This is a genomic window from Micromonospora sp. ATCC 39149, assembly GCF_000158815.1.
Classification (GTDB): Bacteria; Actinomycetota; Actinomycetes; order Mycobacteriales; family Micromonosporaceae; genus Micromonospora.
On record NZ_GG657738.1, the window covers coordinates 4,191,280 to 4,216,764 of the forward strand.

Genomic DNA, 25,485 nt, shown 5'->3' on the forward strand with positions numbered 1-25,485 from the left:
CCGGCGGGCCGGGGTGTCCGTACGCTCTGCAGACCGTGACCGGTGACCAGCTCGACGTCGGCGTGGGACCGTGGATCGGCGATCCCCCGGACGATCCGCGCTACGACCCGGAGTTGCTCGCCGGGGGCGACCGGCGCAACGTCGTGGACCGCTACCGGTACTGGCGGCGCGAGGCCGTGGTGGCCGACCTCGACCGACGCCGGCACGACTTCCACGTGGCGATCGAGAACTGGCAGCACGACCTCAACATCGGCACCGTGGTCCGCAACGCCAACGCCTTCCTCGCCGCCGAGGTGCACATCGTCGGGCGGCGACGGTGGAACCGGCGGGGTGCCATGGTGACCGACCGGTACCAGCACGTCCGGCACCACGAGACGATCGAGGAGTTCGCTGCTTGGGCGGCGGGCCGGAACCTGCCGGTGGTGGGCATCGACAACCTGCCCGGCTCCCGCCCGCTGGAGACGACGAGCCTGCCGCGCCGCTGCGCGCTGCTCTTCGGCCAGGAGGGTCCGGGGTTGTCCGACGCCGCGCGGGCCGCCTGCGACCAGCTCTTCTCCATCGCCCAGTACGGCTCCACCCGGTCGATCAACGCCGGGGTGGCCAGCGGCATCGCCATGCACGCCTGGATCCGCGCCCACGCCGGCCCGCCGCCCGCCTGACCGTCCGCTGCTGATCGCCCGCCCCTGACCAACCGCCCGCCCGTGACCGCCGACCCCTGACGGTCCGGCCCTGACCGCCCGCGGCGTGGCGGCGGGGCACCGCGACCAGCCGGGGAATTGGCAGCTCGACTTGACTATGGGGCTAGCCGGGGCGACGGTGGAAACGTGAGTGTCGTGGTGAGTTGCCCCAGGTGTGGTGGATCCGTCCGGGAGCCGGGCCTGATGCACACGGAGTGGCGGTGCCTGCGCTGTGGACCCGTGCCGCCGCTGCACGTGCCCGAGCACATCGGAGCGGAGATCGTGGCCAGCGTGGTCCACCGGGTAGCCGCCACCGGGCCCGCCGACGGCCCCGTCACGCCGGTCTGGTGCCCGTGGCCGCTGCCGCCCGGCTGGACCCTCACCGGCATGGCGTACGCCGGTGACGACCGCACCGGAGTGCGCGCCACCGCCGTGGCCCTCACCGGGCCCGAGCCGCTAGGCGGCGGCCCGGCCGACCTGGTGTTCGTGGCCGAGGAGCCGGGCGTGGGGCTGGGCACCCGGTTCGCCGGGATGGCGGGCCCCGACCCGGGCCCGCAACTCGCCGAGGCGCTGGAGGATCCCGGCCCCGGGCATCCCGGGCATGTCGGGCAGGCCAGGATCCGCGCCGCCGGCCACCCGACTCCACTGTGGCTCGTGAATTCTCCGACGGATCGAAGCGCGTACGCCGGCGAGGCTCGGGGAATGTGGCTTCATGCGATAGCCTGGCCGGCGAGCGCGGGACATCTGCTCGCCGAGGACGTGGAACTGCACGACCTCACCGAGTGGATGCCGTCCGAGCTCGTGTACGGCGCTCCGTCTCCGTACCTGCACGGGAAGGCCTGACAAGCGGACAAGCTTGGCGAGTCTCCCGTTCTGTCGGAGAACGGACGCAGAGATTCACTGTACGACACCTTACTGATACTCTGGGTGCCGCTGCGGTAAATGGACCCGGCGCCGCGCGAGAGGATGGCCCGCCATGGTCAAGAAGGTCCTCACCTGGGCCGGTATCGCATTCTTGATCTTCTTTGTTGCGTACCGGCCGAACTCCGCCGCAGACGTCTTCAAGTCGATCGGCGGCGGCATCATGGACATCGCCCAGGGGTTCGGCGACTTCTTCACCAGCCTCATCGCCTAGCCGCCGATGGGAAGCCCCTCCGGTCCGCCGTTCGACCCCGACGACCCAGACCGGGAGCGCCGGGATCGAGACACGGAGCCGATTCCCCGAATCCGGCCCGAGGACGGGCCGGCCTCCGGCCAGGGGCCGGGCTTCTCCAGTGGTCCCCCCTTTTCGGACGATGTCGGCTACGGCGACGGCCCCTTCGCGGGCCAGGCGCGCTCCGGGCGGGCCTGGGTCCGTGACCCGGAGGCCGACTACCAGCCGCCGCAGATCTCCGAGGACGAGCTCGCCGGGCTGCGGGTCGACGCCTCCGGGATGCCGCTCGGTCCCCGGCGGGTCCTGCCGCTGGAGGACGAGCCCAGCTCCCTGGTGGCGCGCTACCTCTTCCCCACCGAGCGGTACCGGGGGGAGTGGAAGCGGCACTGGATCCACCTGACCACGCCGATCCTCGTGGGCATCGGGGCGACCTTCGTCCTCGGCTATCTCTCCGGCTTCCTCGCCGGGCGGGACGTGAGTGCGCTGACCACCGTCGCGGTGCTGCTCTGGTTCGCCGTGATGGGGTGGGTGGCCTGGAAGGTCGCCGACTGGTGGTACGACCGGTTCATCCTGACCAACAAGCGGGTCATGGTGGTCACCGGCATCATCACCCGCAAGGTGGCGATGATGCCGCTCGCCCGGGTCACCGACATGAAGTACGAGCAGAGCCCCGCCGGTCGTGCCCTGAACTACGGCACGTTCGTGCTGGAGTCCGCCGGCCAGGACCAGGCGCTTCGGGAGATCAAGAACCTGCCCAACCCGAACGAGCTCTACCTGCGCGTCGTCGAGGAGATGTACGAGCCGCAGGCGGTCGAGGCCCGGTTGGGCAAGGAGGCGGACGAGGCCAAGGCCGACGACGGGGCGTGAAGCTTTCCGTCCGAACATCGGAGGAACGCCGCACCTTTTGCCGTCGCCCCGCCCCGCCCCGGCATGAAAACCTGCCATGCAGGCACGGGGGTGCGGGAGGTGAGCGGTGGCCGCGAAAGACCCGCTGGAGGAGGAGTTCCGCGAATTCGTCGCGGCCCGCTCCGGAGCGCTATTGCGCACCGCGTACCTCCTCACCGGCGACTGGGCCACGGCAGAGGACCTGCTCCAGACGGCGCTGACCAAGACGTACCTGGCCTGCAGGCGGCTCGGCGGCATCGAGGCGATCGAGCCGTACGCCCGCCGTGTCATGGTCAACACGTCGACGAGTTGGTGGCGGCGGCGCTGGCACGGTGAGCGGCCGACCGAGGTGCTGCCGGAGCGGGCCGCAGTCGACGAGATCGAGCAGCAGCTCGACCGGGACGTGCTCTGGCGGCAGCTCAGGGCGTTGCCCAGCCGGCAGCGGGCAGTGCTGGTGCTGCGCTTCTACGAGGACATGTCGGAGGCACAGACCGCCGCGCTGCTGGAGATCTCTCCCGGCACGGTGAAGAGCCAGACCTCCCGGGCGCTGGCCACCTTGCGCCGGCGGCTGGGCGACCAGGCGGCCCTGGGCCTGGCCGACGGCCGGGCGCAAACGCGGCCCGAGGGACGGGTGGAGGAACGCCCCGAGGGGCGGGCGGGCAACCCGTCCGCCGGCCGGGCCCGGACGAGAGCCGGGGACGTACCCCGCCACCCCGACCGGCGCGCCGCCGCGCCGCGTCCCGCCTCGGCGGCGATGCCCGACGTGCCGCGTCCCGGCCGGACGGCGGCGACCGACACGCCCGCGCCGAGCGGGTCCGGTCCCCGTCCCGCCCCGGCGACGCCGCGACGGCCGGCCCCGGCCGTCGGCGGCCCCCCGGCAGGTGACACCCCGCTCGTGGTGCCGGCTGAGGCCGTCGGCGCGGAGCGGAGGTGAGTGCGGTGCCCGGCCCCGCTGACAACCGGACGGCCGTTCCCGCGCGTCCAACAGGCATGACGGCGGACCAACTGGAGCGCGCGATCCGGGAGACCCTCTCCCGGCAGGCCGCCGTGCCGCGCCCGTGCACCGTCGACCCGGCCGGCCTGGCCATCCGGCGGGCCACCCGGACGCGCCGCCGCCGGTTGTTCACCGGCACCGCCCTGGCGGGTATGGCCACGGTGCTGGTCAGCGTCGGCATGGTGCAGCTCAGTCCGCAGGCGGGTCACCCCACCCCACCGACGGTGGTGCTCGGCGACCCGCGCGACTCCTCCTGGCCGGCTCCGGAACCGGTGCCGAGCCCGTCGGGTGGAACGTCGCGACCGTCCCTTGGGCCGGCCGGCGCCGCGGTGGACCTGGTCGTCAACGGAACGCTCTACACCAGCGGTAAGACGGGCATTCCCCTCGGGGTGGTCGTCGCCGACCGAGCTCAGCGCGTACCGGATCGGGGCGGCTGGCTGGTGGTGGGCGCGCCCACCGTCGCCGGCCGGGCTCTGCTGTCCGTGCACCCCGACGGCAGCACGCGGGTGCTGCTCGCCGGCGCGGAGGCGATCGCCGTCGCCCCCGACGGGGGCCAGGTGGCCTGGCGCGACGGCGACCGGCTCTCCATCGGCGGCATCGTCGGCGACCAGCTCGTCGCGGTCGCCGGCACGTCGGCACCCGGCGCGGCCGTCCCGGTCGGCTTCGCCGGCAACTCCGTCCTGGTGCGCCGCGATCCGGCCCGACCCGGGTACGCGCTCTGGCACCCGTCCGTGGGCGGGCTCCCCGCCGACGGCTGGCGCGACGTCATCGCCGTCCACGGGGCGCTGCCGGACGGCCGGCTCGTCGGCATGGTCCCCACCGGTACGCCCCGACGCCCCTGCCTGGCACTGCTCGACCCCAACCGCGCGCTGGCCACGATCCGTACCGCCTGCGGCCCGAACCTCAGCCCCGACGGGCCCGGTGGGGTCTCCACCGACGGCCGCTGGCTGCTGGTGAACGGCCGTACCGGCTCGTCCGGCCCCGTCGGGACGCTCCTGATCGACCTGGCCACCCTCGACGGGACGCCGGCCGCCCGCCCCGCCGGCCCGGCGTTGGCCGGCGCGGTGTCCTGGACGCCGGCGGGCACCGCCTGGTACGTCGACGCGCGGGGCGGGCTGGTGCGGGTGCGGCCCGACCGGGTGGTCGCCGGCGAGCGGGCTGCCGCCAGCCCGGTGACCGGCGTCGAGCCGACCGGCCGGCCGGTCGTCGTCACCGACCCGGCCCCCTGACCGGCGCCGAGCCCTCGCCACCGCGACCGGGACAGCGGCCCGCCGGTCGGCCGGATGCCGCAGCGGGGTCGGCGGGTCTGACCGGCGGGGGGGGCGGCGGGTCTGGCCGGCGGGGGGTCGGCGAGCACGCTCGGCGGGGGCGGTGGGCGGCCCGGCGGGTAGCGTCGGGCGATGACCACCCGCGAGGTGCCGGCCGCCACCCGGATCGACCTGCACGCCCACTCGACGGCCAGCGACGGCACCCTCACCCCGGCCGAGCTGGTCCGGGCCGCCGCCGACGCCGGCCTCGACGTGCTGGCGATCACCGACCACGACACCACGGCCGGGTGGGCGTCCGCCGTGGCCGCGCTGCCCCCGGGCCTTGCCCTGGTGCGCGGCGCGGAGATCTCCTGCCGCTGGCACGGTGCCGACCCGCCGGTGGCGCTGCACCTGCTCGCGTACCTCTTCGACCCGGAGGAGCCGGAGCTGGGCGCGGAACTGGCCCGGGTGCGGGCCGCCCGCGAGGTGCGCGGGGAGCGGATCGTCGCGCTGCTGCGCGCCGACGGCGTCGAGCTGAGCTGGCCGGAGATCCTGGCCGGAGCAGGCGGTGGGACGGTGGGCCGCCCGCACATCGCCCAGGCGTTGATCCGCGCCGGGCTGGTGGCGACCACCACCGAGGCCTTCGGGCCGCAGTGGCTGGGCCGGCGGTACCGGCTGCCCAAGGACGACATCGACGTGTTTCGGGCGGTTCGGCTGGTTCGGGCCGCCGGCGGCGTACCGGTCTTCGCCCACCCGAAGGCGAGCCGGCGGGGCCGGGTCGTGCCCGACGAGCTGATCGTCGAGCTGGCGGCGGCGGGGCTCGCCGGCCTGGAGGCCGACCACGAGGACCACTCTGCGGCCGAGCGGGCGCACGTCCGGGCGCTCGCCGCCGAACTGGACCTTCTCGTTACCGGTTCGTCGGACTTCCACGGCACGCACAAGACCGTCCGGCTGGGCGCGTTCACCACGTCGCCCGAGGCGTACGGGCGGATCGTGGCCGAGGCCACCGGCGTGACCCCCGTCGCTTCGGCCTGATCCGCCTCCACCTGCGCGGCTACCGTGTCCGGGTGGATCTGAAGCTCTTCGGTGAGGTCTTCGTGACCCTGCTGGTCATCGTCGACCCGCCGGGCATGATGCCGATCTTCCTCGCGCTCACCGGGCCCCTGCCCGCCCGGGACCGCAACCGGGCGGCCTGGCAGGCGGTGGCCCTGGCGCTCGGGGTGATCGTGGTCTTCGCCGTGGCCGGGCGGACCCTGCTCGCCTACCTGCACGTCGACCTGCCGGCGCTCCAGGCGGCCGGCGGCCTGCTGCTGATCCTCGTCGCCCTGGAGTTGCTGACCGGCAAGGCCGATGACCCCACCCAGCAGGCCACCTCCAACATCGCCCTGGTGCCGCTGGGCACCCCGCTGCTGGCCGGGCCGGGCGCCATCGTGGCGACCATGCTCTTCGTCCAGCAGGCCGACCGGGTGGTCGACTATGGCGCCATCGCGGCGGCCATCGTGGCGGTGATGCTGACCGTCTGGGTCGTCCTGCGCTTCTCCGGCGGGATCGTCAAGATCCTGCGCCCCGGGGGGATCGAGGTGCTCACCCGGATCGCCGGCCTGCTGCTCGCCGCGATCGCCGTGCAGCTCATCGCCGACGCCATCGCGGCCTTCGTCACCCAGTACACGAGCACGACCTGACCCGGAGCGCGAGCACGGCTCACCGGGCGGCGCGCGCACAACCTGACCCGGCGACGCGACCCGCCGACCGGGTCAGCCGGACCGTCGCACCCGGGTGGCAGGATCGCGGGGTGCCAGCCTCCTCATCCGGCCGCCCCGCCGGTCGACCCGCCGCCGGGGCGGGCCGGGCCCCACGGCCCCGCGCCGGCCAGTCCACCCCGTCCCGCCAGTCCGCCCAGCCCGAGCAGCTCGGCTTCGACGGCATGCCGGAGCGGCTGTTCGTGTGCACCCCCAGCAAGCTCGGCGCGTACGCGGACTGCCCCCGCCGCTACCGCTACTCGTACGTGGATCGGCCCGCGCCGCCGAAGGGCCCGCCGTGGGCCCACAACTCGCTTGGCGCGAGCGTGCACAACGCCCTGAAGAACTGGTACGCCCTGCCCGCCGACCGCCGCCGCCCGGAGGCGCTGGCCGGGCTGCTCAGGGGCACCTGGGTCCGCGACGGGTTCCGCGACGACGAGCAGGAGCGCGACGCGTACCGGCGGGCACTGGCCTGGCTGGAGTCCTACGTCGATGCGCTTGATCCGCAGGCCGACCCGGTCGGGGTCGAGCGGGTGGTGGCGGTCAAGACGGCGGTGCTGGCGTTCAACGGGCGCGCCGACCGGATCGACTCCCGCCCCGGCCCGAGCGGCCCGGAGTTGGTCATCGTCGACTACAAGACCGGCCGCGCGGGGCTGGACGCCGACGACGCGCGCGGCTCGCAGGCGCTGGCCCTGTACGCGTACGCCGCCGAGCGCGTGTTTCGCCGGCCGTGTCGCCGGGTGGAGCTGCACCACCTGCCCACCGGCACGGTCGCGGCGCACGAGCACACCGCCGAGTCGCTGGCCCGGCAGGTCACCCGCGCCGAGGAGACCGCGCGGGACATCATGGCCGCCGAGCGGGCCGTCGCCGACGGCGCGGATCCGGACGACGCCTTCCCGGCCGAGGCCGGGCCCCGCTGCGGCTGGTGCGACTACCGCCGTGCCTGCCCGACGGGGTCGCAGACCCCGGGCAAGGACCCCTGGGCGGCGATGGAGCGCCGAGACTGATTCGCCCGCCGCCTGCTGGCAGGGCCGGGTCAGCGCAGCGCCACGCGGGCGGCCCGTTCCTTCGCCGCCTGCTGCAACGGGCCTTCCCGCCAGCGGCGGGGCAGGGCCGCCAGGGCGAGCCGCAGGGCGCGGACGGTGAGGTCGGCCGACAGTTCGGTGGTCGGCAGCCCCAGGCCGCCGTACAACCGGCGCGCCCAGGGCGGCAGCAGCGCGAACGCCGTGCCGGCGACGCCGAAGTACGCCAGCCGGGCCGGCCCGAGGTTCAACCCGACCCGGGCCGGGAGGTTGAGCTTCCACGGCAGGGGCGGGGCGGTGAGGAAGACGGCCGTCTCCGCCGCCTCCCGGGTGATCCGCAGGTCCGGCCGAACCTGCCGGTAGTACTCCGCGACCTCGGTCGCCGTGCCCGGCACGTCCGCCGGGTCCAGCCCGACCAGGGCCGCCGCCCGGCGCTGCTCGGTGTAGTAGCCGTCGACCTCGGCGTCGGTCAGCGGTAGCCCGGCCCGGCGGGCGGTGCTGAGGAACGACTCGATCTCGGTGACGTGCACCCAGCGCAGCAGCTCCGGCTCGTCGATCCGGAACTCCTCCCCGGTGTCGGGGTCGGTGGCCCGCATCCGGCCGTGCAGCCGGCGCAGTCGGGCCCCGGCCGCCTCGGCCTCGGCGGTGGTGCCGTAGATGGTGGTGGCGACGTAGGTGGCGGTCCGGACCAGCCGGCCCCACGCGTCGGTGCGGTAGTTGCTGTTCTGGGCCACCCCGGCCATGGCCCGGGGGTGCAGCGCCTGGAGGTAGAGCGAGCGCAGGCCGGCGACGATCAGGATCGGCTCCTCGTGCACCTTCCACGTGACCGATCCCGGACCGAACAGGCCGAGGTCATCGGAGTCCACCCGACCAAGGGTGCCATGCCCGGCCGCGCGCCCGGGCGGGCCGGGGCGCCGGTGTCAAATGTCGGCGCGGCGGCGGGCCTGGCAGGTGGGGCAGAGCCCCCAGAAGGTGACCTCCGCCTCGTCCACCTCGAAGCCGTGGGCGATGTTCGGGTCGAGGCAGGGCTTCTCGCCCACCGCGCAGTCGATGTCGGCGATCTCGCCGCAGCCCCGGCAGACGACGTGGTGGTGGTTGTCGCCGGCCCGCGCCTCGTATCGGGCGGGACTGCCGGCCGGCTCGATCCGGCGGGACAGCCCGGCCCGGGACAGCGCGCCGAGAACGTCGTACACGGCCTGGGTGGAGACGGAGTCGAGGCGTTCCCGCACCCGCCGGGTGATCTCGTCGACCTCCAGGTGGCCGCCGGCGGCGAGGACGTCCAGCACGGCGAGGCGCGGCCGGGTGACCCGCAGGCCCCTCGACCGGAGCAGTTCCTCGCCACTGGACATGAGACCAATGACAGCACGGGGGTCACCGGCCGACAAGCGAGCTCATGACCTGGGTGGCCGGGGCCACAGCCACGGGCCACCCGGTGCGCCCTCCGACGGGAGCGGCCGGGTGGGCGCACCGGGTCACCCGATGATCGCCAGGGCGGCCGCTGCGGTTGACCCCGGCGTACGCTGGCGGCCGCGGGGATCGCGTCCACTGCGGAGGTGTCAGTGTTCAGGGAGATCAACGGGTTGCCGAGTCACATCCTGGTGATCCATGCGGCGGTGGTGTTCGTGCCGCTGCTGGCGCTGCTGGCCAGCGCGTACGGGCTGGTGCCGAGGTGGCGTCCCCGGCTGGGCTGGGCGGTGGTCGGCCTCGCGGTGCTGACCCCGATCGTCACCTGGGTGTCGACCGAGACGGGCGAGGCCCTGGAGGAGGCGTTCCAGCAGAAGGGCTTCGACCCGGCCCTGCTCGCGCAGATTCAAGAGCACGCCGAGTACGCCGGGACGCTGCTCTGGTTCACCGTGGGGCTCGCCGTGGCCGCCATCGCACTGCTGCTGGTGACCCGCGACGACGATCGGCCGTCCCGCCTGCCGTCCTGGCTGCCCCTGCTGCTGACGGTGGTCGTGGTCGCGCTGGGCGTGGCCTCGCTGGTCTACGTCTTCCTCACCGGCGACTCCGGTGCGCAGGCGGCCTGGGGTCGGGTGCTCTGAGCCGCCCCGCCCTGGGCCCGGTCAGAAGAACGCCCGGGAGCACAGCAGGCAGAGCAGGGCCAGCAACACCACCCCGGCGACCGCGCCGACGCCCCAGGTGACGTGCTGGGCCCGCTGCTCGACGGCGTCCAGCCCCGCCATGTCCTGCGGCGGTAACTGGCGGGGCGGTGCCGCCCGCACGTGCAGCGGGGGACGCCAGCCGGGCGGCGGCAGGGTGGTGGGCGGTGGCCCGTCGTATTTCGCCGCCGGGTCGGTGCTCGCCGCGCCGGGGGCCGGTGGGCGCGGGGGCACCGGGCCGCCGGCCGCGCCGTCGCCGGTCTGGTCCGGCGGGCGACGCCAGTAGTCGTCCTCGGGGCGGTCACCGCTGGGCGTGGTCACGCCGACCGACGCTACCAACCCTTCGGCCGCGTGGCCGGTCGGACGCGGGCCGGGTCCCGGGTAGTCTTGCCGCTCGTGAGCATCGACCCGGTGGCGCAGGCGCGCGGCGACGACGACCGCGCCGTCGACCTGAGCGAGGACTTCGTGGTGCTGCCCGAGCAGACGGCCGACGACACGGACCGGGGCTGGGGCGAGACGTCCGGCGGCAACGACGATTGGCTGCTCGCCGAGCGCCCGCCGCACTGGGCCTGACCGCCGCCCGCCGGCGACCCCGGGAGCCGCGACGCCGGTTGCGCGGCCGTGCCGCCCGCCGTTCACCCTCGGACCACGATCGCGAAGCGGCTGCCCTCCGGGAGCCCGACGGCGCGCTGCGCCTGCTCCGGCCGCAGCGCCAGGTACAGGGCCGAGGAGCCGTCCGTCGTGCCGGCCCCGACCACGTCGAGCACCAGCGCGCGGGGCGCCAGCAGGTCGGCCTCGGCGGCCGGACCGCCGGCCGGCACGGCGAGCAGGTCGACCCGGGCCCCCGGGCGGACGACCGCGAGCGCGGCTGGCTCGGCCAGCCGGATCGGCACCCCGACGGCCCCGTCGGGCAGTGGCAGGGCGGACGGCGGCGCGGCGGGGCCGGGAGCCGCCCCGGCGGGCGCAACGGCCGGGCCGGGAGATCGGGAGCCGGCCGGTGGCGGGCAGCCGGACGGCGTCTGGAGGACCGCCGCGGCGAGCCCGAGCAGGGTGGCGACCAGCACGGCGCGCAGCAGTGTCGCGGGCCCCGGCAACCGTGGCCGGCGCACCGGCCGCAGTGATCCCGTGCCCGCACCGGCGTTGCGCATCCGGCCCTCCTGCCCCGTCCCGCCGCCACCATGGCGTCGGGAGCAGCACATTAGGCCGAACGGGGGCGGTCCCGCCCGGGCCGGGACGGGACCTGTGGACAACGGGGCCGCCTGTGGACAACCCCCATCCGGCCCGGTGATCTGCTAGGGCGCTTCGGTCAGGAGGCGCTGGAACCGCTGGCTGCCGGTGCCTTCGCCGCGCCGCCCGAGGAGGACGCCCCCGAGCCGCTCGACGAGGACCCCGACGACCCCGAGGACGACCCCGACGGTGCCGAGGAACCGCCGCTCGCGCCGCCGGACCCGTTCGACGAGCCGGAGTCGCCGCCGGTGGACGAGTCGGACGTGGCCGGCTTGGCGGAGCCGTTCTTGGCGGCGTCCGAGCCGGAGCGGGAGTCGGTGCGGTAGAAGCCCGAGCCTTTGAAGACGATGCCGACGGAGTTGAAAACCTTGCGCAGCCGCCCCGCACACGCCGGGCACTCGGTCAACGGCTCGTCAGAGAAAGACTGCACCGCCTCGAGTTGCTGGCCGCACGCGGTGCAGGCGTACTGGTACGTGGGCACGTTCTCCTCCGGATCTGGCACGGCCGGTTGGCACTCGACTCATTCGAGTGCCAATGGTGCGTCATCGGACCCGGGTTCGTCCAGCGGTAGTGCCAGGACCGACACGGAGCCGCCCGTCAGCGTACGCAGCCCGCCGGAGGGAGTGACCACCGCGCGGACGGGCCGGTCGTGCGGCTCGGCGGGGAGGTGTTCGACCAGCTCTCCGTCGTGCAGCAGGGCCACCGTCAGGGCACCGTCGGCCACCCGGGCCAGCGCCCGGTCGTAGCTGCCGCCGCCGCGTCCCAGCCGCCGCCCGAGCCGGTCCACCGCCAGGGCCGGCACCACCACCAGCCGCGCGTCGGCGATCGCCGCCCGGCCGAGCCGGGGCCCGGTCGGCTCCCGCAGGCCCCGGCCGGCCGCGACCAGGCAGCCCGGCCCGGTGTACGCGGCCCAGTCCAGGTCGAGGTCGTCGCGCAGCACCGGCAGCAGCAGTTCGCCGCCCGGCGGCAGCGCCATGCGCAGCACCTCCGGCAGCTCCGGGCCGCCCGGCTCGGAGCCGACCGGCACGTACCCGGTCACCCGGGCCGGGCGCAGCCGGCGTACCAGACCGGTCAGTGCGGCCCGCACGCGCGCCGCGGCCCGCGCCCGCGCCGGGGTGGACAGCGCGCGGCGGTGGGCGAGCAGATTCACCCGCGCGCTCCGCTTCGCCTCATGGGCAACTTCCGCTCCATCAGAAAAATCTGGCACACAACACTCCTGACGCAACGTTTGTCTCACGGTCGCACTGTGTCAGCATCGCTACATCGGGCGCGGAACTTCCGGGGGGAGTGTTGACGCTACGCGGGCGGTTGACGGCGGCCTTCCTCACGGTGGTGCTCGGCCCGGTCCTGCTCGGGGCGTTCTTCGTCGGCCTGACCATGACGGCCGTGGACCGCAACCGCGCGGCCGAGCGGCTCGGCCTGGCCGTCGCGACGGTGCGCACCTCGGTCGACGCCCTCTGTCAGCAGTTGCGCGCGGCGGCCGACGCGGTCGCCCTGGCCCCCGACGCGGCGGGGCGGGCGGGCACCGCCGGGCAGGTGGTCAGCCGGGGCCTCGCCGCCGCGGTGCTGGTCACCGACGTGTCCGGCGTCCCGGCGTACGCCACCCCGGGCGCCCCCGCCCAGCCCTGGCGGGACTGCGCCGCCGCTCCGGCCACCGGCCCGGTCGAAGCGCTCGCCGCCCGCGTGGTGCTGCGTGACCGGGCCGGCGGGGACCTCGGCACGGTCGCCGCCGCCCAGCCGGTCGACCCGGGTTTCGTCGCCCGCCTGGCGGCGGTCACCGGCGTCGCGGGTCACCCTCCTCGACGACGCGCCCGGGCCCGTCGGGGTCGCGCACACCACCGAGGCCCCGGCCGTACGCGACGGGGTGCTCGCCGCCGCGCGCCGGGCCGCCGGCGACCGGGTCACCGGTACCGGCGACGGCCGGTACGTCTCTGCCGTTGTCCTCCCCGGGCCGGGCCAGCCCCTGCCGCTGGTGCTCTCCGTCCCCAGCGAGCAGCCCCCCAACCTGTACGCCTCGCTGGTCGGCGCGGTGGTGCTGGCCGGGCTGCTGGCGGTGGCCGCCGCGTGGCGGCTGGCTCGGGTCACCACCCGCCCACTGGTGGAGCTGGCCGGCGCGGCGGACCGGGTAGCCCACGGCGACCTCGGCACCCGGGTGCCGGTGCGCAGCCGCGACGAGCTGGGCCGGCTGGCCGGCGCGTTCAACCGGATGACCCGCGAGACCGGCATCTACGTGCAGGCGCTCACCAGCAGCCGGGACCAACTGCGTGGTCACCTCGCCGTGCTCGGAGACACCCTGGCCAGCACCCACGACCTGCAACGCATCCTGCGGGTCATCCTGCACAGCGCGATCGCCGCCACCGGGGCCCGAGCCGGGGCGGTGCTGCTGGTCGACGGCGGTGTGCTGGTCGGCCAGTGCGCCGAGGGACTCGACGGGCGTTGGTCGCCCGACGCCGGGGCGGAACCGGAGGCCACCGGCGCGGCCGGCCTGCGGGTGCCGGTCGGCGGCGGGATCGTCGGCGCGGTGGCGGCGACCGGTCAGCCGCGCCGGGGGCGGGCCGACCCGGCGACGGACCCGATCGGTGAGCCGCGCTGCGAGACGTACGTCGCGGTGCCCTTCGCCAACCCCGGCGGCCCGGCCGACCCGGCCACCCGGCCCGGCGCGGACCAGGGCGGACCCGGCGGCCCGGCGGCGGCGCTCGGCGTGCTGGTCCTCTACGACCGGCTCGGCGGGGACGAGTTCGACGACGACGACCTGGACACCCTGCGGACCTTCGCCGGGCACGCGGCGGTGGCGGTGGACAACGTGCGGGTGCACGAGGAGGCCCAGCGACTGTCGCTGACCGACCCGCTGACCGGGCTGTGGAACTACCGCTACCTGCGCGAGTCGATCCGTCGAGAGGTGGAGCGGGCCAGCCGGTTCGGCCGGATGCTGAGCGTACTCGCCCTGGACCTGGACCGGTTCAAGGAGGTCAACGACACCTGGGGGCACGCTGCCGGGGACGCCGTGCTCGCCGAGTTCGCCCGCCGGGTGCGGGGCGAGATCCGCGAGGTGGACCTGGCCTTCCGCCAGGGCGGAGAGGAGTTCGTGGTGCTGCTGCCGGAAACCGACGCGCGGGGCGCGGCCATCGTCGCCGAACGGCTCAACGCGGCGACCCGGGACGCCCCCATCCCGGTGGGCACCCACGGCGGGGTGCGGATCGGGGTGACCGTCTCCGTCGGCATCGCCGTGTACCCGGATCACGCCTCCACCGGCCAGCAGGTCCTCGACGCGGCCGACGACGCCCTGTACGCGGCGAAGGCGGCCGGTCGCGACACCTGGCGGTTGGCCGAGGTCCGGCCCTGGCCCCCGGTGGAGGAACTGGCCGTGCCGGCCGGTTCGGTCAGCCCCGCCGACGGGCTGCCCCGGGCGGGTGCTCCGATCGGCCCGCCGGACGCCCCGCACCGGGCCGGGGTGGCCGACCACCCGGCCGACCTGGACGCCGGGTGGTCGGACGCGCCGGTGGCGCGGTCCGGGCCGGGCGGCGCGTCTTCCGGTCCTCACCCGTCGCAGCACGGCCGTGGCCGATAGTCTCGCGACATGTCGGAGCACTCAGCGAACCCCTCAGCGGCCACCGCAACCGGTCGTTCCCGCGCGGTCAAGGCAGTCATCCCGGCCGCCGGCCTGGCAACCCGGTTCCTGCCGGCCACCAAGGCGGTGCCCAAGGAGCTACTGCCGGTCGTCGACCGGCCCGTCCTCCAGTTCATCGTCGAGGAGGCCACCCAGGCCGGTATCGGCGACGTGCTGCTGATCACCGGGCGTGGCAAGACATCGATGGTCGACCACTTCGATCGCCGGCCCGACCTGGAGGCCCGGCTGGAGTCCAAGGGCGACACCGAGCGGCTGGCCGCAGTGCGCGGCCCCAGCGAGCTGGCCGAGATCTACACCTGCCGGCAGCCGGAGCAGCTCGGCCTCGGCCACGCCGTCGGGTACGCCGAGTCGCACGTCGGCGACCAGCCCTTCGCGGTGCTGCTCGGCGACGAGTTCGTCAAGCCGTCCGAGCCGCTGCTGCCGGCGATGCTGGAGCTTCAGGCCCGCACCGGCGGCATCGTGCTGGCCTTCTTCGAGGTCGACCCGGCCGAGACGAAGCGCTACGGCATCGCCTCGGTCGAGGCCGCCGAGCCGGAGCTGACCGACATCGGCGAGGTCGTGAAGGTCACCGGCATGGTCGAGAAGCCCAAGCCGGAGGACGCCCCCAGCAACCTCGCCGTCCTCGGCCGGTACGTGCTGCCGGGGCGGATCTTCGACGCGATCCGCCGCACCGAGCCGGGCAGCGGCGGCGAGATCCAGCTCACCGACGCGATGGAACTGCTGCGCACCGAGGGCGTCCCGGTGCACGCGATCGTCTACCGGGGCACCCGCTACGACACCGGAATGCCGCTGGGATACCTCCAGACGGTGGTGCAGATCGCCTGCGAGCGCGAGGACCTCGGCGCGGAGTTCCGCAAGTGGCTCACCGAGTTCGTCAACAACGGCGACGAGACCGTCACCGCGGCGATCCTCAACGGGATGCGCGACGGGTCGGACGGTCCTAGTACATGACCGCGACGGCCGACGCCGAGGCGGCCGCGAACGAGTTGACGCCGCTCGCCGACTACCTGGGCAGCGTGCTGCGCAGGTTACGCGCGCTGCCTCCGCTCGACCTCGACCTCACCCAGGCGTACGGCAACGTCCTCGCCGAGGACGTCGTCGCGCCGCACTCCTACCCGGCCTTCGACCAGGCGGCCGTGGACGGGTACGCGGCCCGCTGGGAGGATCTCTCCGGCGCGAGCCGGGCGGCGGGCGGGTACGCCGGCCGCTCCGGCCCGTCCGGGTCCCGCACGGTGCGGCTCAACGTGGTCGGCGACCTCGGCGCGGCGAGCTGGCGGCCGGTCAGGCTCACCCCGGGGGCCTGCTTCTCGGTCGCCGCCGGCGCGCCGCTGCCGATCGCCGCCGACGTGGTGGTGCCCGTGGAGTGGACCGACCAGGGCATGGCCGCCGTGGAGATCTTCCGCACCCCCAAGCGGGGGTACGGGGTACGCCGCGCCGGTGAGGAGCTGCCGGCCGGCACTCTGCTCGCCCGCGCCGGCACGTACGTCTCCCCGGCCCTGGTCGCGGTCTTCGCCGCCACCGGCATCGGGCACGTGGTGGTGCGGCCCAGCCCCCGGGTGGTCATAGTGGCCACCGGCGACGAGCTGGTCGACGTGGGCCGGGGCAGCCAGCCCGGCCAGGTGGTGGACGCGAACTCGCACGCCCTGACCGCCGCCGCGGCCGAGGTGGGCGCGCTGGCGTACCGGGTGGGGATCTGCGACGACGACCCGGAAGGGCTGCGCGGTCTGCTGGAGGACCAGACCCTGCGCGCCGACCTGATCATCACGACCGGCGGTACCGGCACCGGGCCGGGCGACATGGTGCGGCGCATCCTGTCCCGCCGGGAGGGGGGCCGGGCCGGGCCGGTCACCTTCACAGAGGTGGCCCTCTATCCCGGCACCGCTCTCGGGTTCGGTACGGTCGGCGCCGAGGAGGTGCCGGTGGTCTGTCTTCCCGGTGAGCCCGGCGCGGCGTTGATCGGCTTCGAGGTGCTGGCCCGGCCCGCCATCAACCTGCTGGCCGGGGCCGAGCCCGTGTTCCGGCCGAGCGTGCGCGCGCACCTGCTGGAGACCATCACCTCGCCCGGTGGGCTGCGCGAGTTCCGCCCCGCGCACGTCGCCGAGCGGCGTGGCGGGGGCTACACCGTTCAGCCGCTGCCGGGCGGCAAGTTCACCCTGTCCGGCCTGGCCGAGGCGAACGGGCTGATGGTGCTCGGCGAGCGGGTGACCATGGCCGCCGCCGGCTCCACCGTGGACGTCCTCCTGCTGGACCGGCGCCGGTGAGCGCGAGGAGTGAGCTTGCGAGCCCCGCAGTCGCGAGCGGAAGGCAGGTCCGGTGAGCGCTCTGTGGTCGGGGCGGTCGCCGGGCTGGCCGGTGGTGCTCGCGGACGGCCCGGTGCTGCTGCGGCCGTACCGGCGTTCGGACGCGGCGGCCTGGTCGGAGGTGCGCCGCGCCAACCGGTCCTGGCTGGCCCCGTGGGAGTCGGCGCTGCCGGGCGGCTGGGACGAGCTGAACTCGCCGGCCGCGTTCCGTTGGGTTCACAAGGACCAGCGCCGCTCGGCGCGCACCGGCGAGGGGATGCCGTTCGCGGTCTGCCTGCGCGAGCACGGCGGGGAGCGGCTGGTCGGGCACGTGAACATCGGCAGCATCGTCCGGCGGGCGTTCTGTTCGGCGTACGCCGGGTACTGGGTGGACTCCCGGGTCGCCGGGCAGGGGGTCATCCCCACCGCACTGGCGCTTGCCGTGGACCACGCGTTCGGTCCGGGCGGGCTGCACCGGATCGAGGTGAACATCCGGCCGGAGAACAAGCCGTCCCGCCGGGTGGTGGAGAAGCTCGGCTTCCGCGAAGAGTCGTACCACGTGCGTTACATGCACATCGACGGTGCGTGGCGCGACCACATCGGATACGCCATGACCAGCGAGGAAGTGGCCGCCGAGGGCGGCCTGCTGGCCCGCTGGCACCGGCTGCGCGCCACCAGCGGGTGAACCCTCCCACCCCCGCTTGATCGGCGCGGCGCACAATCAACGTGGTCGGTGGCCCGTAACCTCAAGTAACTGCAAGCTGCGGCGAGCGCTGCGTGACCGTATGATCGACCGCCCGGAACGGGGTTCGTCGAAGATCCTGCGGCCGTACGGCGGTTGCCCCGAACTCGGTGACGGGAGGGGTGAGGGTGCCGACCTCGGTGCTCCTCGCCGTCCTCGCCGCCGCCGGTCTGCTCGCCCTCGCGCCGGCGCTGGTTCGTCGGTACGATGCCGCCGAGCGGCTGGTGGCGGAGCGGGCGCAGTCGACGGCGCGGGTGCTCCAGCGCCGCCGGCGGCGACGCACTGTCCCTGGTCGCCGGCCGGTCAATCCTTCCCGCAACCTTGTCGTCACCCTGAGTGAGGGTGCGAGTGCAGGCAGCCTCTCCGCCCCCGTCTCCGCCCCGGCCCGCCGGCGAGGCCGGCTGCGTGCCGTCCCGCCCGCCGCGAAGTCCCGTCGACGGGTCGCGCCTCGCCGCCGCCCGCACACCCCGGCGATCTACCGCAGGCGGCGGGTGCTCGCCGCGCTGCTGCTGCTCAACTTCGTCGAGCTGATCGGGGTGGCCGTGGTCGGCCCCGGCTTCTGGATCGGCTTCTCGGTGACCGCCACCCTCCTGCTGACGTACGTGGTGCACCTGCGTAAGCGGGCGCTGACCGAGCGCCGCCGCCGGCGCGCCCAAGCCCGGGAGACAGCCTGGCTGGCCGCCCGCCAGGCCGAGGTGCGCCGGGAGCAGGCCCGCCGCGCGGCGGCCCGCCGGGAGGCCCAGCGCCGCCTGGCGGCCCAGCGCGAGGCGGTACGCCGCACGGCGATGGGCCTGGACCGTCCCGCCGACCTGCCGCCGGCGGCCAGCGGCGGCGGTTCCGTGTCGTACCGACGTACGGGCGGGCTGCGGGGCCGCCCGTACCAGTCGGGCCGCACCTCCCACTCGGCCTGACCGCCGCTCGCTCGACCGACTCCGGCTTGACCCGCGTACCGGGCCGCTCGCCGGCTGAGGCGGCTCGGCTTAGTCGACTCCGTGTCGGCGACATGGCGGTATCCCGACCCGTCGGACCCCGCCACGTCGCCGACATGGTGGGCGCTAATCAGGCCCCTGGACAGGCGCTAACCAGGTCGACGGGGTGGATTCGCTTGGCGGGCGGGTGTGCTGTTAGTCTTGTCGCCGGCCCGCCCGGTGAAAGCCGGGTGGGACCGAAGCCGGTTCGCCGGTGGAGGGGCTGTGGCGCAGACCGGTAGCGCACCTCGTTCGCATCGAGGGGGTCAGGGGTTCAAATCCCCTCAGCTCCACCCAGTTCAAAGGCCGTTTCCGGTAGTCGGAGACGGCCTTTTTCGATCTTGTGCAGCAACGGAGTACAGCAACGGCGCTCAGGTGTCGAAGTGCTCGCCGAGGCGCTTGAGGGCGGTTTGGGTGGCTGTCGAGGTGGCCTCGCTGTAGATGTTCATGGTCACGGCGATCTGGCTGTGCCGGAGGATCTGCGTGGTGACCCGGGGGTGCACGTCGAGGGCCTCGGCTCGACCGGCGTGCCGAGCCGGGTGGTGAAGACCAGGCCGTTGTCCTGCCAGGCCCGCCCGGCATGCTCGCGGTGCCGCTGCTGATCGTCCCAGCGGGAGCGCAGGGCGGTGGCGCAGATGGCGGGCAGGGGCAGGGTCGCGTCCGACGCCGCTGGAGTCACCTCGCCCCCCGATCGGGGCGGGTGTCCGGTTTGTCAGGCGGTGTCCGGTGGGCCGGGTCACCGTGGCGGTGGAATCGGGTCGGGGGTCGGGGCGTTGTATCTGGCATACGACCGCCGGTCTTCTGGCCCGCCTGGTCGTCTCCCTTTTCTTGATGTGTTCGCGGTGCCGCCGCACCCCCTGTTGGTGGCGCCGTTTTCCCCCGAGCAGAGGAGCACGCGCATGCGTACCGATCTGATTCGTAGGACCGCCCTGATCGTTGCCGGTATCGCCGCCACCGCCGGTGGGATCGCCGGCCCCGCGCTGGCCGCGCAGGCCACTCCCGCCGAGCGGGCCGCCACCGTGCAGGCCGAGCGCCGCCCGGCCGGCGACCGCGAGCTCGACGTGCGCTACGAGGCGCAGCCCAACTTCTACTACTGCGCCCCGCCGCCGCCCGCAACGCCCTGAGCGTGCAGGGCAAGGACATCGACGTCGACACCATGGCCAAGCAGATGGGCACCACCGAGGCCGGCACCAACTCCATCAACGACATCACCCCCGTGCTGAACAAGGAGACCGGCAAGGCCGACGCCTACCGCAGCGTCGAGATCCGCACCGGCAAGGCCGACGACAAGCAGACCAAGACCCTGCGCGCCGACATCGTCCGCACCATCGACGACGGCCGGGCCGTGGTGGCCAACATCGCCGGCACCGCCACCGACACCGACGGCGTCAGCCACTCCTTCGCCGGCGGCCACTACATCAGCGTCGTCGGCTACCGCGACAACGGCGACGTCGTGAAGATCGCCGACTCGGCCAACCCCGACCAGGCCAGCTACTGGATCACCGTTGACCACCTCGCCGACTGGATCGCCACCCGCGGCTACGCCACCTCCTGACCCACAGAGAAGGGCCGGCCCCCACCGGGGCCGGCCCTTTCGCGCTGTTGATCCGCAAGGTGGTGGGTCGCCGCGCCGGAACGGACACGGACGGTGAATGTCTCCGTTCGGCTCGGTCGACGCGACCGCGGCTGGCGGTCATCGGCTGTTGTGGTCGGTGCCGCGGACCGCGGTTCGGAAGGCGATGGGGCTGAGGCCGGCGCGTTGCTGGAAGTATTTGCTGAAGTTGGTGGCGTCGGCGAAGCCGAGCTGGGTGGCGATCTGGGCTGCGGTGCGGTTGCTGTGGGCGAGCAGGCGTTTGGCTTCCAGGATGATGCGCCGGTCGATGAACTTTTTGGCGTTGAGGCCGGCGGCGGCGAGGGTGGCCCGGGACAGGGTGCGGGGTGAGTAGCCGAGCTGGTGGGCGTAGTCCTCGACGCGGCGGCTGGTGGTGAAGTTCTTCTCCAGTAGGTCGCGGAAGTCGAGGAAGAGGCCAGGCTGCTCTGCGACGCTGCTGCCCACGTGATCGCTCGGTGCGGTCAGGCGCAGCACGAGGGCGGCTAGCAGGTGCCGGAGCACCGCTACGTGGACTGCCGGCGCCGCCCGGTGCCCGTGCTGCAGTTCGTGCTGCAGGTGCCGGGTGGCCAGGTCGAGGGCCTGGTGGTCGTTGCCGGTGGTGGGATGCAGGACCAGGGCGTGCGGGTCGTGCAGGGCGACGGCGTCGGCGGTGGCCGGGTCGAGGAAGTCGGGCTCGAACAGGATCAGGGTGCCTTCGGCCTGGCGCAGGTCGTGCCATTGCTGGACCTGGCCGGGGCGGACCCAGAGCCAGGATCCCGGTTCGAGGGCGTAGCCGGCGAAGTCGACGGTATGCCAGAGCACCCCGGTGTTGATGGTGAGCAGGTGATGGAACGTCGGCCGCTGCGGCTTCAGCAGGATGTCGCTGCCGGCGGCTCGGTCGCGCAGCTGAGCCAGCGACAGCAGCTCCACGCCGAAGGAGGCGCCCGCCGGCGCGGCGAACCCGACCTCCCGAATCAACCCCTCGCCATGTCGCTTTTTCACCATCACCAGTCCGTCACTGATCTGGGATCTGCACTGGCCGAACCCTACCTTAGAGAGGTCACACGGAGCAGTGCACCAGTAGCTGACGGAAAGAGGCAATACCATGGGCGATCGCATCAAGCTGACGTACGCGTTCGACGCCTACTGCGGCTGGTGCTACGGCTTCGGCCCGGCACTGCACGAATTCGCCGAGGCCAACGCCGAACGCATCGACCTGCGGGTGCTCTCCGGTGGCCTGTTCACGACCGGAGCACCGATCGCCGCGTACCCGCACATTTCGGAGGCCAATGACCGGATCAGCCAGCTGACCGGCGTCACCTTCGGCGAGGGCTATCTGCGCCTGCTCGCCGAGGGCAGCGCGGTGATGGACTCCACCGACGCCGCCACCGGCCTGGTCGCCCTCGGGCACAGCTTGGACGCGGCCGCAGCGTTGCAGCGGGCCTGGTACCGCGACGGCCGTAGCCTGTCCGACCCGCAGGTGTACCGCGACCTCGCCGCCGAACTCGGCCTGGACTCCGATGCGGTCGCCGCCGCCTACGCGAACCCGGCCACCCGGAACACGGCCCACGCCGATTTCCGCGAGGTCCGCAAGCTGGGCGTGCAGGGCTACCCCACGCTGTTGCTGCACACCGAGCACGGCACGCACCGCCTCGGCGGCCCGACCTCGACCGCGAGCAAGCTCACCCGCGCGCTCGAACAGCACCTCGCCACGCAGCAGGCCTGACCGCCTGGCCGCCACCGAACAGCTCACCGTTAGGGAGAAACCCTTGACGAACATCGTCGTCTTCGGTGCCGCCGGCACCATCGGCTCCCGCATCGTGCGTGAAGCCCTCGAGCGCGGTCACCAGGTCACCGCCGTGGTCCGCGACCCCAGCAAGATCACCGAAACCCATCCGAACCTCACCACCCGCACCGGCGATGTCCTCGACCCTGTCTCGGTCGCCTCCACCGTCGCCGGACACGACGTCGTGATCAGCGCCGTCGGCGGTGGCGACGGCGCCGCCCACCAGGCCACCATCAAACCCTCCGCCGTCGCCCTCGTCGACGGCCTGCGCACCCTGGGCGACAAGGCACCCCGCCTGATCTCCGTCGGCGGTGCCGGATCCCTGCGCACCCCCGACGGCGGCCAGGTCTGGGACGCCCCCGGCCTGCCCGAAGAACTGCTGCTGATCATGCACGCGCACGGCGACGCCCTCGACCACTACCGCACCGTCACCGACGTCGGCTGGTGCAACATCAGCCCCGCCGCGAAGATCGCCCCCGGCGAGCGCACCGGCACCTACCGCACCGGCTTCGACGACCTGCTCACCGACGAAACCGGGAAGAGTTTCATCTCCGCCGAGGACTACGCCATCGCCGTCCTCGACGAAATCGAAAACCCCAAGCACCACCAGCGCCGCATCACCGTCGCCTACTGACCACCATCGGCCACCCGGCCCGCCTGGCGTGTCAAGCCCGGGCCGGGTGCCGACGGTCTGCGGTCAGCTTGTTAGCCCTCGACGGCGGCTACACCGCAACCTGAGCCCACGTCGCGTCTCTGTACCGGCTTGGCGCCACGGCTGGCGACGACTGCGAAGCTCAGGCCGATGCCGTCGATGACCGGCGCGGCGCTACCGAGCGTGCGTGGTATGCCGCTCGGCAGGCCGACGACGCGTCAGGGCGTTGATCTCGGTGGTCGTCGCAGGAAAGTCGCTCCGCTGCCGCTGATGCAGACTCACCGCAATCGATCGTCCACGCATTTCCCGGCCCTGAGGCATCCCTCCACGGCTGCCAGTCAGCACTCCGGCGTCGGGGTGGGCAGCCTCTGCTGTTCACGGTCGGTAGCCGGTGCTCAAGCGCTGACTGGGGCCGGGCGGCTTGACCTTGACCTAACGTCAACGTCTCTAATAGGGCCATGCGGATCGGCGAGCTAGCCGCGCTGGTCGGAGTGACCACCCGTACCGTGCGCCACTACCACCGCCTTGGGCTGTTGCCCGAGCCGGAGCGGACCCTCGGCGGGTACCGCGACTACCGGCTGCGCGACGCGGTCCTGCTCGCCCGGGTCCGCCGTCTCGCCGAGCTCGGTCTGTCCCTCGATGAGATCCGCGACGTGCTCGCCGACGACCAGGGCCGTGAGCTGCGCGAGGTACTCACCGATCTGGATGCCGACCTGGCCCGCCAGCAGGACGCCATCGCCGCCCGCCGGGCCCGACTGGCCGCGCTACTGGCCGAGGCCGACCTCAACCTCGACACCACGGTCGCCCCCGACCTGGGGGACCTGCTGCAGGACATCCACCCGGCCGGCTCCGCGTTCGCCGCGCTCGATCGCGACATGTTGTCGCTGATCGACACCGGCGCCGACCCGGCCGCCGGGGAACAGATCATGGCGATGCTCCAGCCGCTCACCGCATCGGACGCGCGGGGCCGGGGCCATGCCCTGACCGCGCGGATGGACGCGATTGCCGGTGCGGACCCGTCCGATCCGCGGGTCGCCGCGCTCGCCGCCGAGTTCGCGGCCCATCTGCCCGCCGAGATGGCCGCGGCGATGGTGGCCAGCCTCGAACAGGCGGAGAGCAGCCACTGGCTGGACCTGATGGCCTCTGAACTCGCCCCAGCCCAGGTCGAGGTGCTGCGCCTGATGGTGACGACACTCAAGAAGCGCGCATGATGCTGAAGTTCGCCCGAGCGGCTCTGTTCGCGATCCTGCCGGCGGAGGTGATGCTCGCCGTCCTGCTGGTCGCCGGCGTCGCGGCTCTGCGCGGCGTATACGAGCAGATCGTGCCCGAGAAGGTGCGGCGGATCATGGGTTTCGAGGCAAAGGGCATGGCCAGCCTGGTGCTCTGGGTCGGTCGTCGCCGACACGGGGTGCCGCCGGGCGCCGTGACACTGTCGTATCACCGTGAGCAGACGGGGCTCATGTTCGGGTTCCTGTTCGCCTGCGTGATCGAGCTCGTATGCGTGGAGATCCTGCTGCGCGCGCTGGACGCCCCGACTGGGCTGCGCGGGGTGGTACTCGCGCTCGACGCGTACGGCATCCTGATCGCGCTGGCCGTCATCGCCAGCTACATCACCCGCCCGCACGTCGTCACCGCAGATGAGCTGCGCGTCCGCTACGGCGCGTTCTTCGATCTGCGCATCCCTCGTCACCTCGTCGCCGGGGTGCAGCACAAGCGCAACTACAACGAGACCGGCATGATAAAGACGGACGGTGATTGCCTGGCCTTGGCTGCGAACAGCCAGACCAACCTGATCGTCGAGCTCGCCGAGACCGTTGTCGCGGTACGCCCGCTGGGGCGGCGCGAGCATGTCCGCGTACTGCGGTTCTTCGCCGACGACCCGTCGGCCGCCGTCGAGGCGCTACGGCCGTCCCGGGACTCGGCTGCCATCGGACCAGCCGGTCGGGCAAAGTAGCGGGCGCCACCTGGTCTCCGCGCCGAGGCCGCCCGGCACGGTAGGCGACCCGCCCGACGACGTCATGGCGTCCGTCGTTCCCCGAAGACGTACTCCCGACCAGCCCACCGGCACCACGAACCGGACCCCATCCACCGCGGCGACCAGCCCACCACCCCACGCCTGCGCCAGCCCGATGCCGGCCTGCGCGTCGATGAGCACCGCATTGGCCGCCGCCTACGTCTCCGGGCGTAGATAGTGCTGGTCGACGTGAACCAGCCGGCCCCGGGTCAACGCCGCGATCTGCTCGTCGACCACCGGGGACAGGCGAGGTGCAGCCGCCCGCCGGCGTTCACGCTCAGGCTGGCGTTGCCATCCAGGCCACGTCCCAGACGGCGCTGTTGTTGCTGGCCCTGTTGATGATCTGGATTTACTGCACGTTGATAACTAGCAGGTATGAACCGGGACATCCGGCGTCCAGCTGGTTGATCTTCGGCACCATTTCGCCAGCCTGGTCATGGGCCGTTCCGGTTCCCGAGGCGTTCGGTGAGCGAGGTCTGGCCTTCGCCGGCGCGTACGTCGCTATCCAGGTTGGCCGTCCACTGATGTGATTGCCCTGCGTGGCCACGAACGGCGAGTCATCCTCGTGAAGGTCCTCCTCTGGGCGATGGCATCCGCCGTGCCATGGCTCGCCGGGGCTCTTTTCCTCCAGGGTGGTGGGCGCGCGTCAGTGTGGACGCTGGCGTTGGCAATAGATTATCTGGGATTCGTACTCGGGTGGCCCACACCGCGGATTGGCGGCGGGCGTGTCCGGACATGGGAATTCAGCGGCCGGTATATGGCCGAGCGTTACCAGCAGTTGC

General features: G+C 73.6%; 28 protein-coding genes, 1 tRNA gene and 4 pseudogenes. 24 read left to right on the forward strand and 9 right to left on the reverse strand.

What is annotated here, in order from left to right:
- The first annotated feature begins 35 nt into the window (after positions 1 to 35).
- The 9 genes from MCAG_RS18125 to MCAG_RS18160 all read left to right on the forward strand — a co-directional run bounded on the left by MCAG_RS18125 (position 36) and on the right by MCAG_RS18160 (position 7,702).
- Positions 36 to 659, forward strand: coding sequence for an RNA methyltransferase (locus MCAG_RS18125; RefSeq protein ID WP_036374044.1), 624 nt, complete (start codon positions 36 to 38; stop codon positions 657 to 659).
- Positions 660 to 836: 177 nt separating this feature from the next.
- Positions 837 to 1,520: a DUF6758 family protein gene (locus MCAG_RS18130; RefSeq protein WP_369751369.1), complete on the forward strand. Its 684-nt coding sequence runs from the start codon at positions 837 to 839 to the stop codon at positions 1,518 to 1,520.
- 133 nt (positions 1,521 to 1,653) lie between these two features.
- Positions 1,654 to 1,812, forward strand: a complete 159-nt coding sequence (locus MCAG_RS33760; RefSeq protein ID WP_165878125.1) for a hypothetical protein — start codon at positions 1,654 to 1,656, stop codon at positions 1,810 to 1,812.
- A 6-nt stretch (positions 1,813 to 1,818) separates the two neighbouring features.
- On the forward strand, positions 1,819 to 2,697 hold the full coding sequence (locus tag MCAG_RS18135; protein ID WP_007074433.1) for a PH domain-containing protein: 879 nt from the start codon (positions 1,819 to 1,821) through the stop codon (positions 2,695 to 2,697).
- Positions 2,698 to 2,803: 106 nt separating this feature from the next.
- Positions 2,804 to 3,649, forward strand: coding sequence for a SigE family RNA polymerase sigma factor (locus tag MCAG_RS34975; RefSeq protein WP_007074434.1), 846 nt, complete (start codon positions 2,804 to 2,806; stop codon positions 3,647 to 3,649).
- Between the two features lie 56 nt (positions 3,650 to 3,705).
- Positions 3,706 to 4,938 carry a hypothetical protein gene (locus MCAG_RS18145; protein WP_050778004.1) on the forward strand — a complete coding sequence of 411 codons (1,233 nt, stop codon included), beginning with the start codon at positions 3,706 to 3,708 and terminating at the stop codon, positions 4,936 to 4,938.
- Positions 4,939 to 5,109: 171 nt separating this feature from the next.
- Positions 5,110 to 5,991 carry a PHP domain-containing protein gene (locus MCAG_RS18150; RefSeq protein ID WP_036374046.1) on the forward strand — a complete coding sequence of 294 codons (882 nt, stop codon included), beginning with the start codon at positions 5,110 to 5,112 and terminating at the stop codon, positions 5,989 to 5,991.
- A gap of 32 nt (positions 5,992 to 6,023) precedes the next feature.
- A complete protein-coding gene (locus MCAG_RS18155; RefSeq protein WP_007074437.1) occupies positions 6,024 to 6,638 on the forward strand; it encodes a MarC family protein in 615 nt (204 codons plus the stop codon).
- Between the two features lie 242 nt (positions 6,639 to 6,880).
- Positions 6,881 to 7,702 (forward strand): PD-(D/E)XK nuclease family protein, encoded by an 822-nt coding sequence (locus MCAG_RS18160; RefSeq protein ID WP_007074438.1) that lies wholly within the window; start codon positions 6,881 to 6,883, stop codon positions 7,700 to 7,702.
- A 29-nt stretch (positions 7,703 to 7,731) separates the two neighbouring features.
- On the opposite strand, the gene MCAG_RS18165 is transcribed toward MCAG_RS18160, so the two are convergent.
- Positions 7,732 to 8,583, reverse strand: a complete 852-nt coding sequence (locus MCAG_RS18165; protein ID WP_007074439.1) for an oxygenase MpaB family protein — start codon at positions 8,581 to 8,583, stop codon at positions 7,732 to 7,734.
- Between the two features lie 54 nt (positions 8,584 to 8,637).
- Positions 8,638 to 9,066 carry a Fur family transcriptional regulator gene (locus tag MCAG_RS18170; protein WP_007074440.1) on the reverse strand — a complete coding sequence of 143 codons (429 nt, stop codon included), beginning with the start codon at positions 9,064 to 9,066 and terminating at the stop codon, positions 8,638 to 8,640.
- A gap of 210 nt (positions 9,067 to 9,276) precedes the next feature.
- Here MCAG_RS18170 and MCAG_RS18175 point away from each other — a divergent pair, with 210 nt between their 5' ends.
- Complete coding sequence (locus tag MCAG_RS18175; RefSeq protein WP_036374052.1) at positions 9,277 to 9,759, forward strand: DUF2231 domain-containing protein; 483 nt, start codon at positions 9,277 to 9,279, stop codon at positions 9,757 to 9,759.
- Between the two features lie 21 nt (positions 9,760 to 9,780).
- On the opposite strand, the gene MCAG_RS18180 is transcribed toward MCAG_RS18175, so the two are convergent.
- Positions 9,781 to 10,137, reverse strand: a complete 357-nt coding sequence (locus MCAG_RS18180) for a hypothetical protein (RefSeq protein ID WP_007074442.1) — start codon at positions 10,135 to 10,137, stop codon at positions 9,781 to 9,783.
- 66 nt (positions 10,138 to 10,203) lie between these two features.
- On the opposite strand from MCAG_RS18180, the gene MCAG_RS33765 reads away from it, so the two are divergent.
- Complete coding sequence (locus MCAG_RS33765; RefSeq protein ID WP_036377433.1) at positions 10,204 to 10,389, forward strand: hypothetical protein; 186 nt, start codon at positions 10,204 to 10,206, stop codon at positions 10,387 to 10,389.
- Between the two features lie 62 nt (positions 10,390 to 10,451).
- Here MCAG_RS33765 and MCAG_RS18190 read toward each other — a convergent pair whose 3' ends face one another.
- From MCAG_RS18190 to MCAG_RS18200, 3 genes are all read right to left on the reverse strand, one after another.
- Complete coding sequence (locus MCAG_RS18190; RefSeq protein ID WP_036374055.1) at positions 10,452 to 10,964, reverse strand: hypothetical protein; 513 nt, start codon at positions 10,962 to 10,964, stop codon at positions 10,452 to 10,454.
- A gap of 158 nt (positions 10,965 to 11,122) precedes the next feature.
- Positions 11,123 to 11,545: an FmdB family zinc ribbon protein gene (locus MCAG_RS18195; protein WP_007074444.1), complete on the reverse strand. Its 423-nt coding sequence runs from the start codon at positions 11,543 to 11,545 to the stop codon at positions 11,123 to 11,125.
- Positions 11,546 to 11,563: 18 nt separating this feature from the next.
- Complete coding sequence (locus MCAG_RS18200; RefSeq protein ID WP_083802307.1) at positions 11,564 to 12,250, reverse strand: 5-formyltetrahydrofolate cyclo-ligase; 687 nt, start codon at positions 12,248 to 12,250, stop codon at positions 11,564 to 11,566.
- An 83-nt stretch (positions 12,251 to 12,333) separates the two neighbouring features.
- Here MCAG_RS18200 and MCAG_RS18205 point away from each other — a divergent pair.
- The 6 genes and pseudogenes from MCAG_RS18205 to MCAG_RS18230 all read left to right on the forward strand — a co-directional run bounded on the left by MCAG_RS18205 (position 12,334) and on the right by MCAG_RS18230 (position 18,953).
- Positions 12,334 to 14,611, forward strand: a pseudogene (locus MCAG_RS18205) (diguanylate cyclase).
- A gap of 9 nt (positions 14,612 to 14,620) precedes the next feature.
- Positions 14,621 to 15,622, forward strand: coding sequence for a UTP--glucose-1-phosphate uridylyltransferase (locus MCAG_RS18210; protein ID WP_007074447.1), 1,002 nt, complete (start codon positions 14,621 to 14,623; stop codon positions 15,620 to 15,622).
- Positions 15,619 to 16,932 carry a gephyrin-like molybdotransferase Glp gene (gene glp, locus MCAG_RS18215; RefSeq protein ID WP_007074448.1) on the forward strand — a complete coding sequence of 438 codons (1,314 nt, stop codon included), beginning with the start codon at positions 15,619 to 15,621 and terminating at the stop codon, positions 16,930 to 16,932. The genes MCAG_RS18210 and glp overlap by 4 nt, the downstream gene beginning before the upstream one ends.
- 94 nt (positions 16,933 to 17,026) lie before the next feature.
- Positions 17,027 to 17,635, forward strand: a complete 609-nt coding sequence (locus tag MCAG_RS18220; protein WP_050778203.1) for a GNAT family N-acetyltransferase — start codon at positions 17,027 to 17,029, stop codon at positions 17,633 to 17,635.
- Between the two features lie 179 nt (positions 17,636 to 17,814).
- Complete coding sequence (locus MCAG_RS18225) at positions 17,815 to 18,603, forward strand: hypothetical protein (RefSeq protein ID WP_198141579.1); 789 nt, start codon at positions 17,815 to 17,817, stop codon at positions 18,601 to 18,603.
- 276 nt (positions 18,604 to 18,879) lie between these two features.
- Positions 18,880 to 18,953 (forward strand) — tRNA-Ala (locus tag MCAG_RS18230).
- A 78-nt stretch (positions 18,954 to 19,031) separates the two neighbouring features.
- Here MCAG_RS18230 and MCAG_RS35760 read toward each other — a convergent pair.
- Entirely contained in the window at positions 19,032 to 19,163 is a 132-nt protein-coding gene (locus MCAG_RS35760; protein WP_255348996.1) for a hypothetical protein, read from the reverse strand.
- Between the two features lie 396 nt (positions 19,164 to 19,559).
- On the opposite strand from MCAG_RS35760, the pseudogene MCAG_RS18235 reads away from it, so the two are divergent.
- Positions 19,560 to 20,215 (forward strand): annotated as a pseudogene (locus tag MCAG_RS18235) (C39 family peptidase).
- A 138-nt stretch (positions 20,216 to 20,353) separates the two neighbouring features.
- On the opposite strand, the gene MCAG_RS18240 reads toward MCAG_RS18235, so the two are convergent.
- A complete protein-coding gene (locus MCAG_RS18240) occupies positions 20,354 to 21,256 on the reverse strand; it encodes an AraC family transcriptional regulator (RefSeq protein WP_036374063.1) in 903 nt (300 codons plus the stop codon).
- A 100-nt stretch (positions 21,257 to 21,356) separates the two neighbouring features.
- Between MCAG_RS18240 and MCAG_RS18245 the strand changes: the two genes are divergently transcribed.
- The 4 genes from MCAG_RS18245 to MCAG_RS18260 all read left to right on the forward strand — a co-directional run bounded on the left by MCAG_RS18245 (position 21,357) and on the right by MCAG_RS18260 (position 24,643).
- Positions 21,357 to 21,977 carry a DsbA family protein gene (locus MCAG_RS18245; RefSeq protein WP_036374066.1) on the forward strand — a complete coding sequence of 207 codons (621 nt, stop codon included), beginning with the start codon at positions 21,357 to 21,359 and terminating at the stop codon, positions 21,975 to 21,977.
- Between the two features lie 43 nt (positions 21,978 to 22,020).
- Positions 22,021 to 22,671 carry an NAD(P)-dependent oxidoreductase gene (locus tag MCAG_RS18250; RefSeq protein ID WP_007074455.1) on the forward strand — a complete coding sequence of 217 codons (651 nt, stop codon included), beginning with the start codon at positions 22,021 to 22,023 and terminating at the stop codon, positions 22,669 to 22,671.
- A 476-nt stretch (positions 22,672 to 23,147) separates the two neighbouring features.
- Positions 23,148 to 23,900: a MerR family transcriptional regulator gene (locus tag MCAG_RS18255; RefSeq protein WP_007074456.1), complete on the forward strand. Its 753-nt coding sequence runs from the start codon at positions 23,148 to 23,150 to the stop codon at positions 23,898 to 23,900.
- Entirely contained in the window at positions 23,897 to 24,643 is a 747-nt protein-coding gene (locus tag MCAG_RS18260; protein WP_007074457.1) for a hypothetical protein, read from the forward strand. Before MCAG_RS18255 ends, MCAG_RS18260 begins: the two co-directional genes overlap by 4 nt.
- A gap of 105 nt (positions 24,644 to 24,748) precedes the next feature.
- Here the strand turns inward: MCAG_RS18260 and MCAG_RS32690 are convergent.
- Positions 24,749 to 24,949, reverse strand: a pseudogene (locus MCAG_RS32690) (Tn3 family transposase); the annotation flags it as partial.
- A gap of 5 nt (positions 24,950 to 24,954) precedes the next feature.
- Here MCAG_RS32690 and MCAG_RS35765 point away from each other — a divergent pair.
- Together MCAG_RS35765 and MCAG_RS36295 are read left to right on the forward strand one after the other, a co-directional pair.
- The gene (locus MCAG_RS35765; RefSeq protein WP_050778005.1) at positions 24,955 to 25,233 is read left to right on the forward strand and encodes a low temperature requirement protein A; all 279 of its coding nucleotides are present in this window, start codon (positions 24,955 to 24,957) and stop codon (positions 25,231 to 25,233) included.
- Positions 25,230 to 25,472: pseudogene (locus tag MCAG_RS36295) on the forward strand (low temperature requirement protein A); the annotation flags it as partial. The gene MCAG_RS35765 and the pseudogene MCAG_RS36295, both read left to right, overlap by 4 nt.
- Between the last annotated feature and the right edge of the window lie 13 nt (positions 25,473 to 25,485).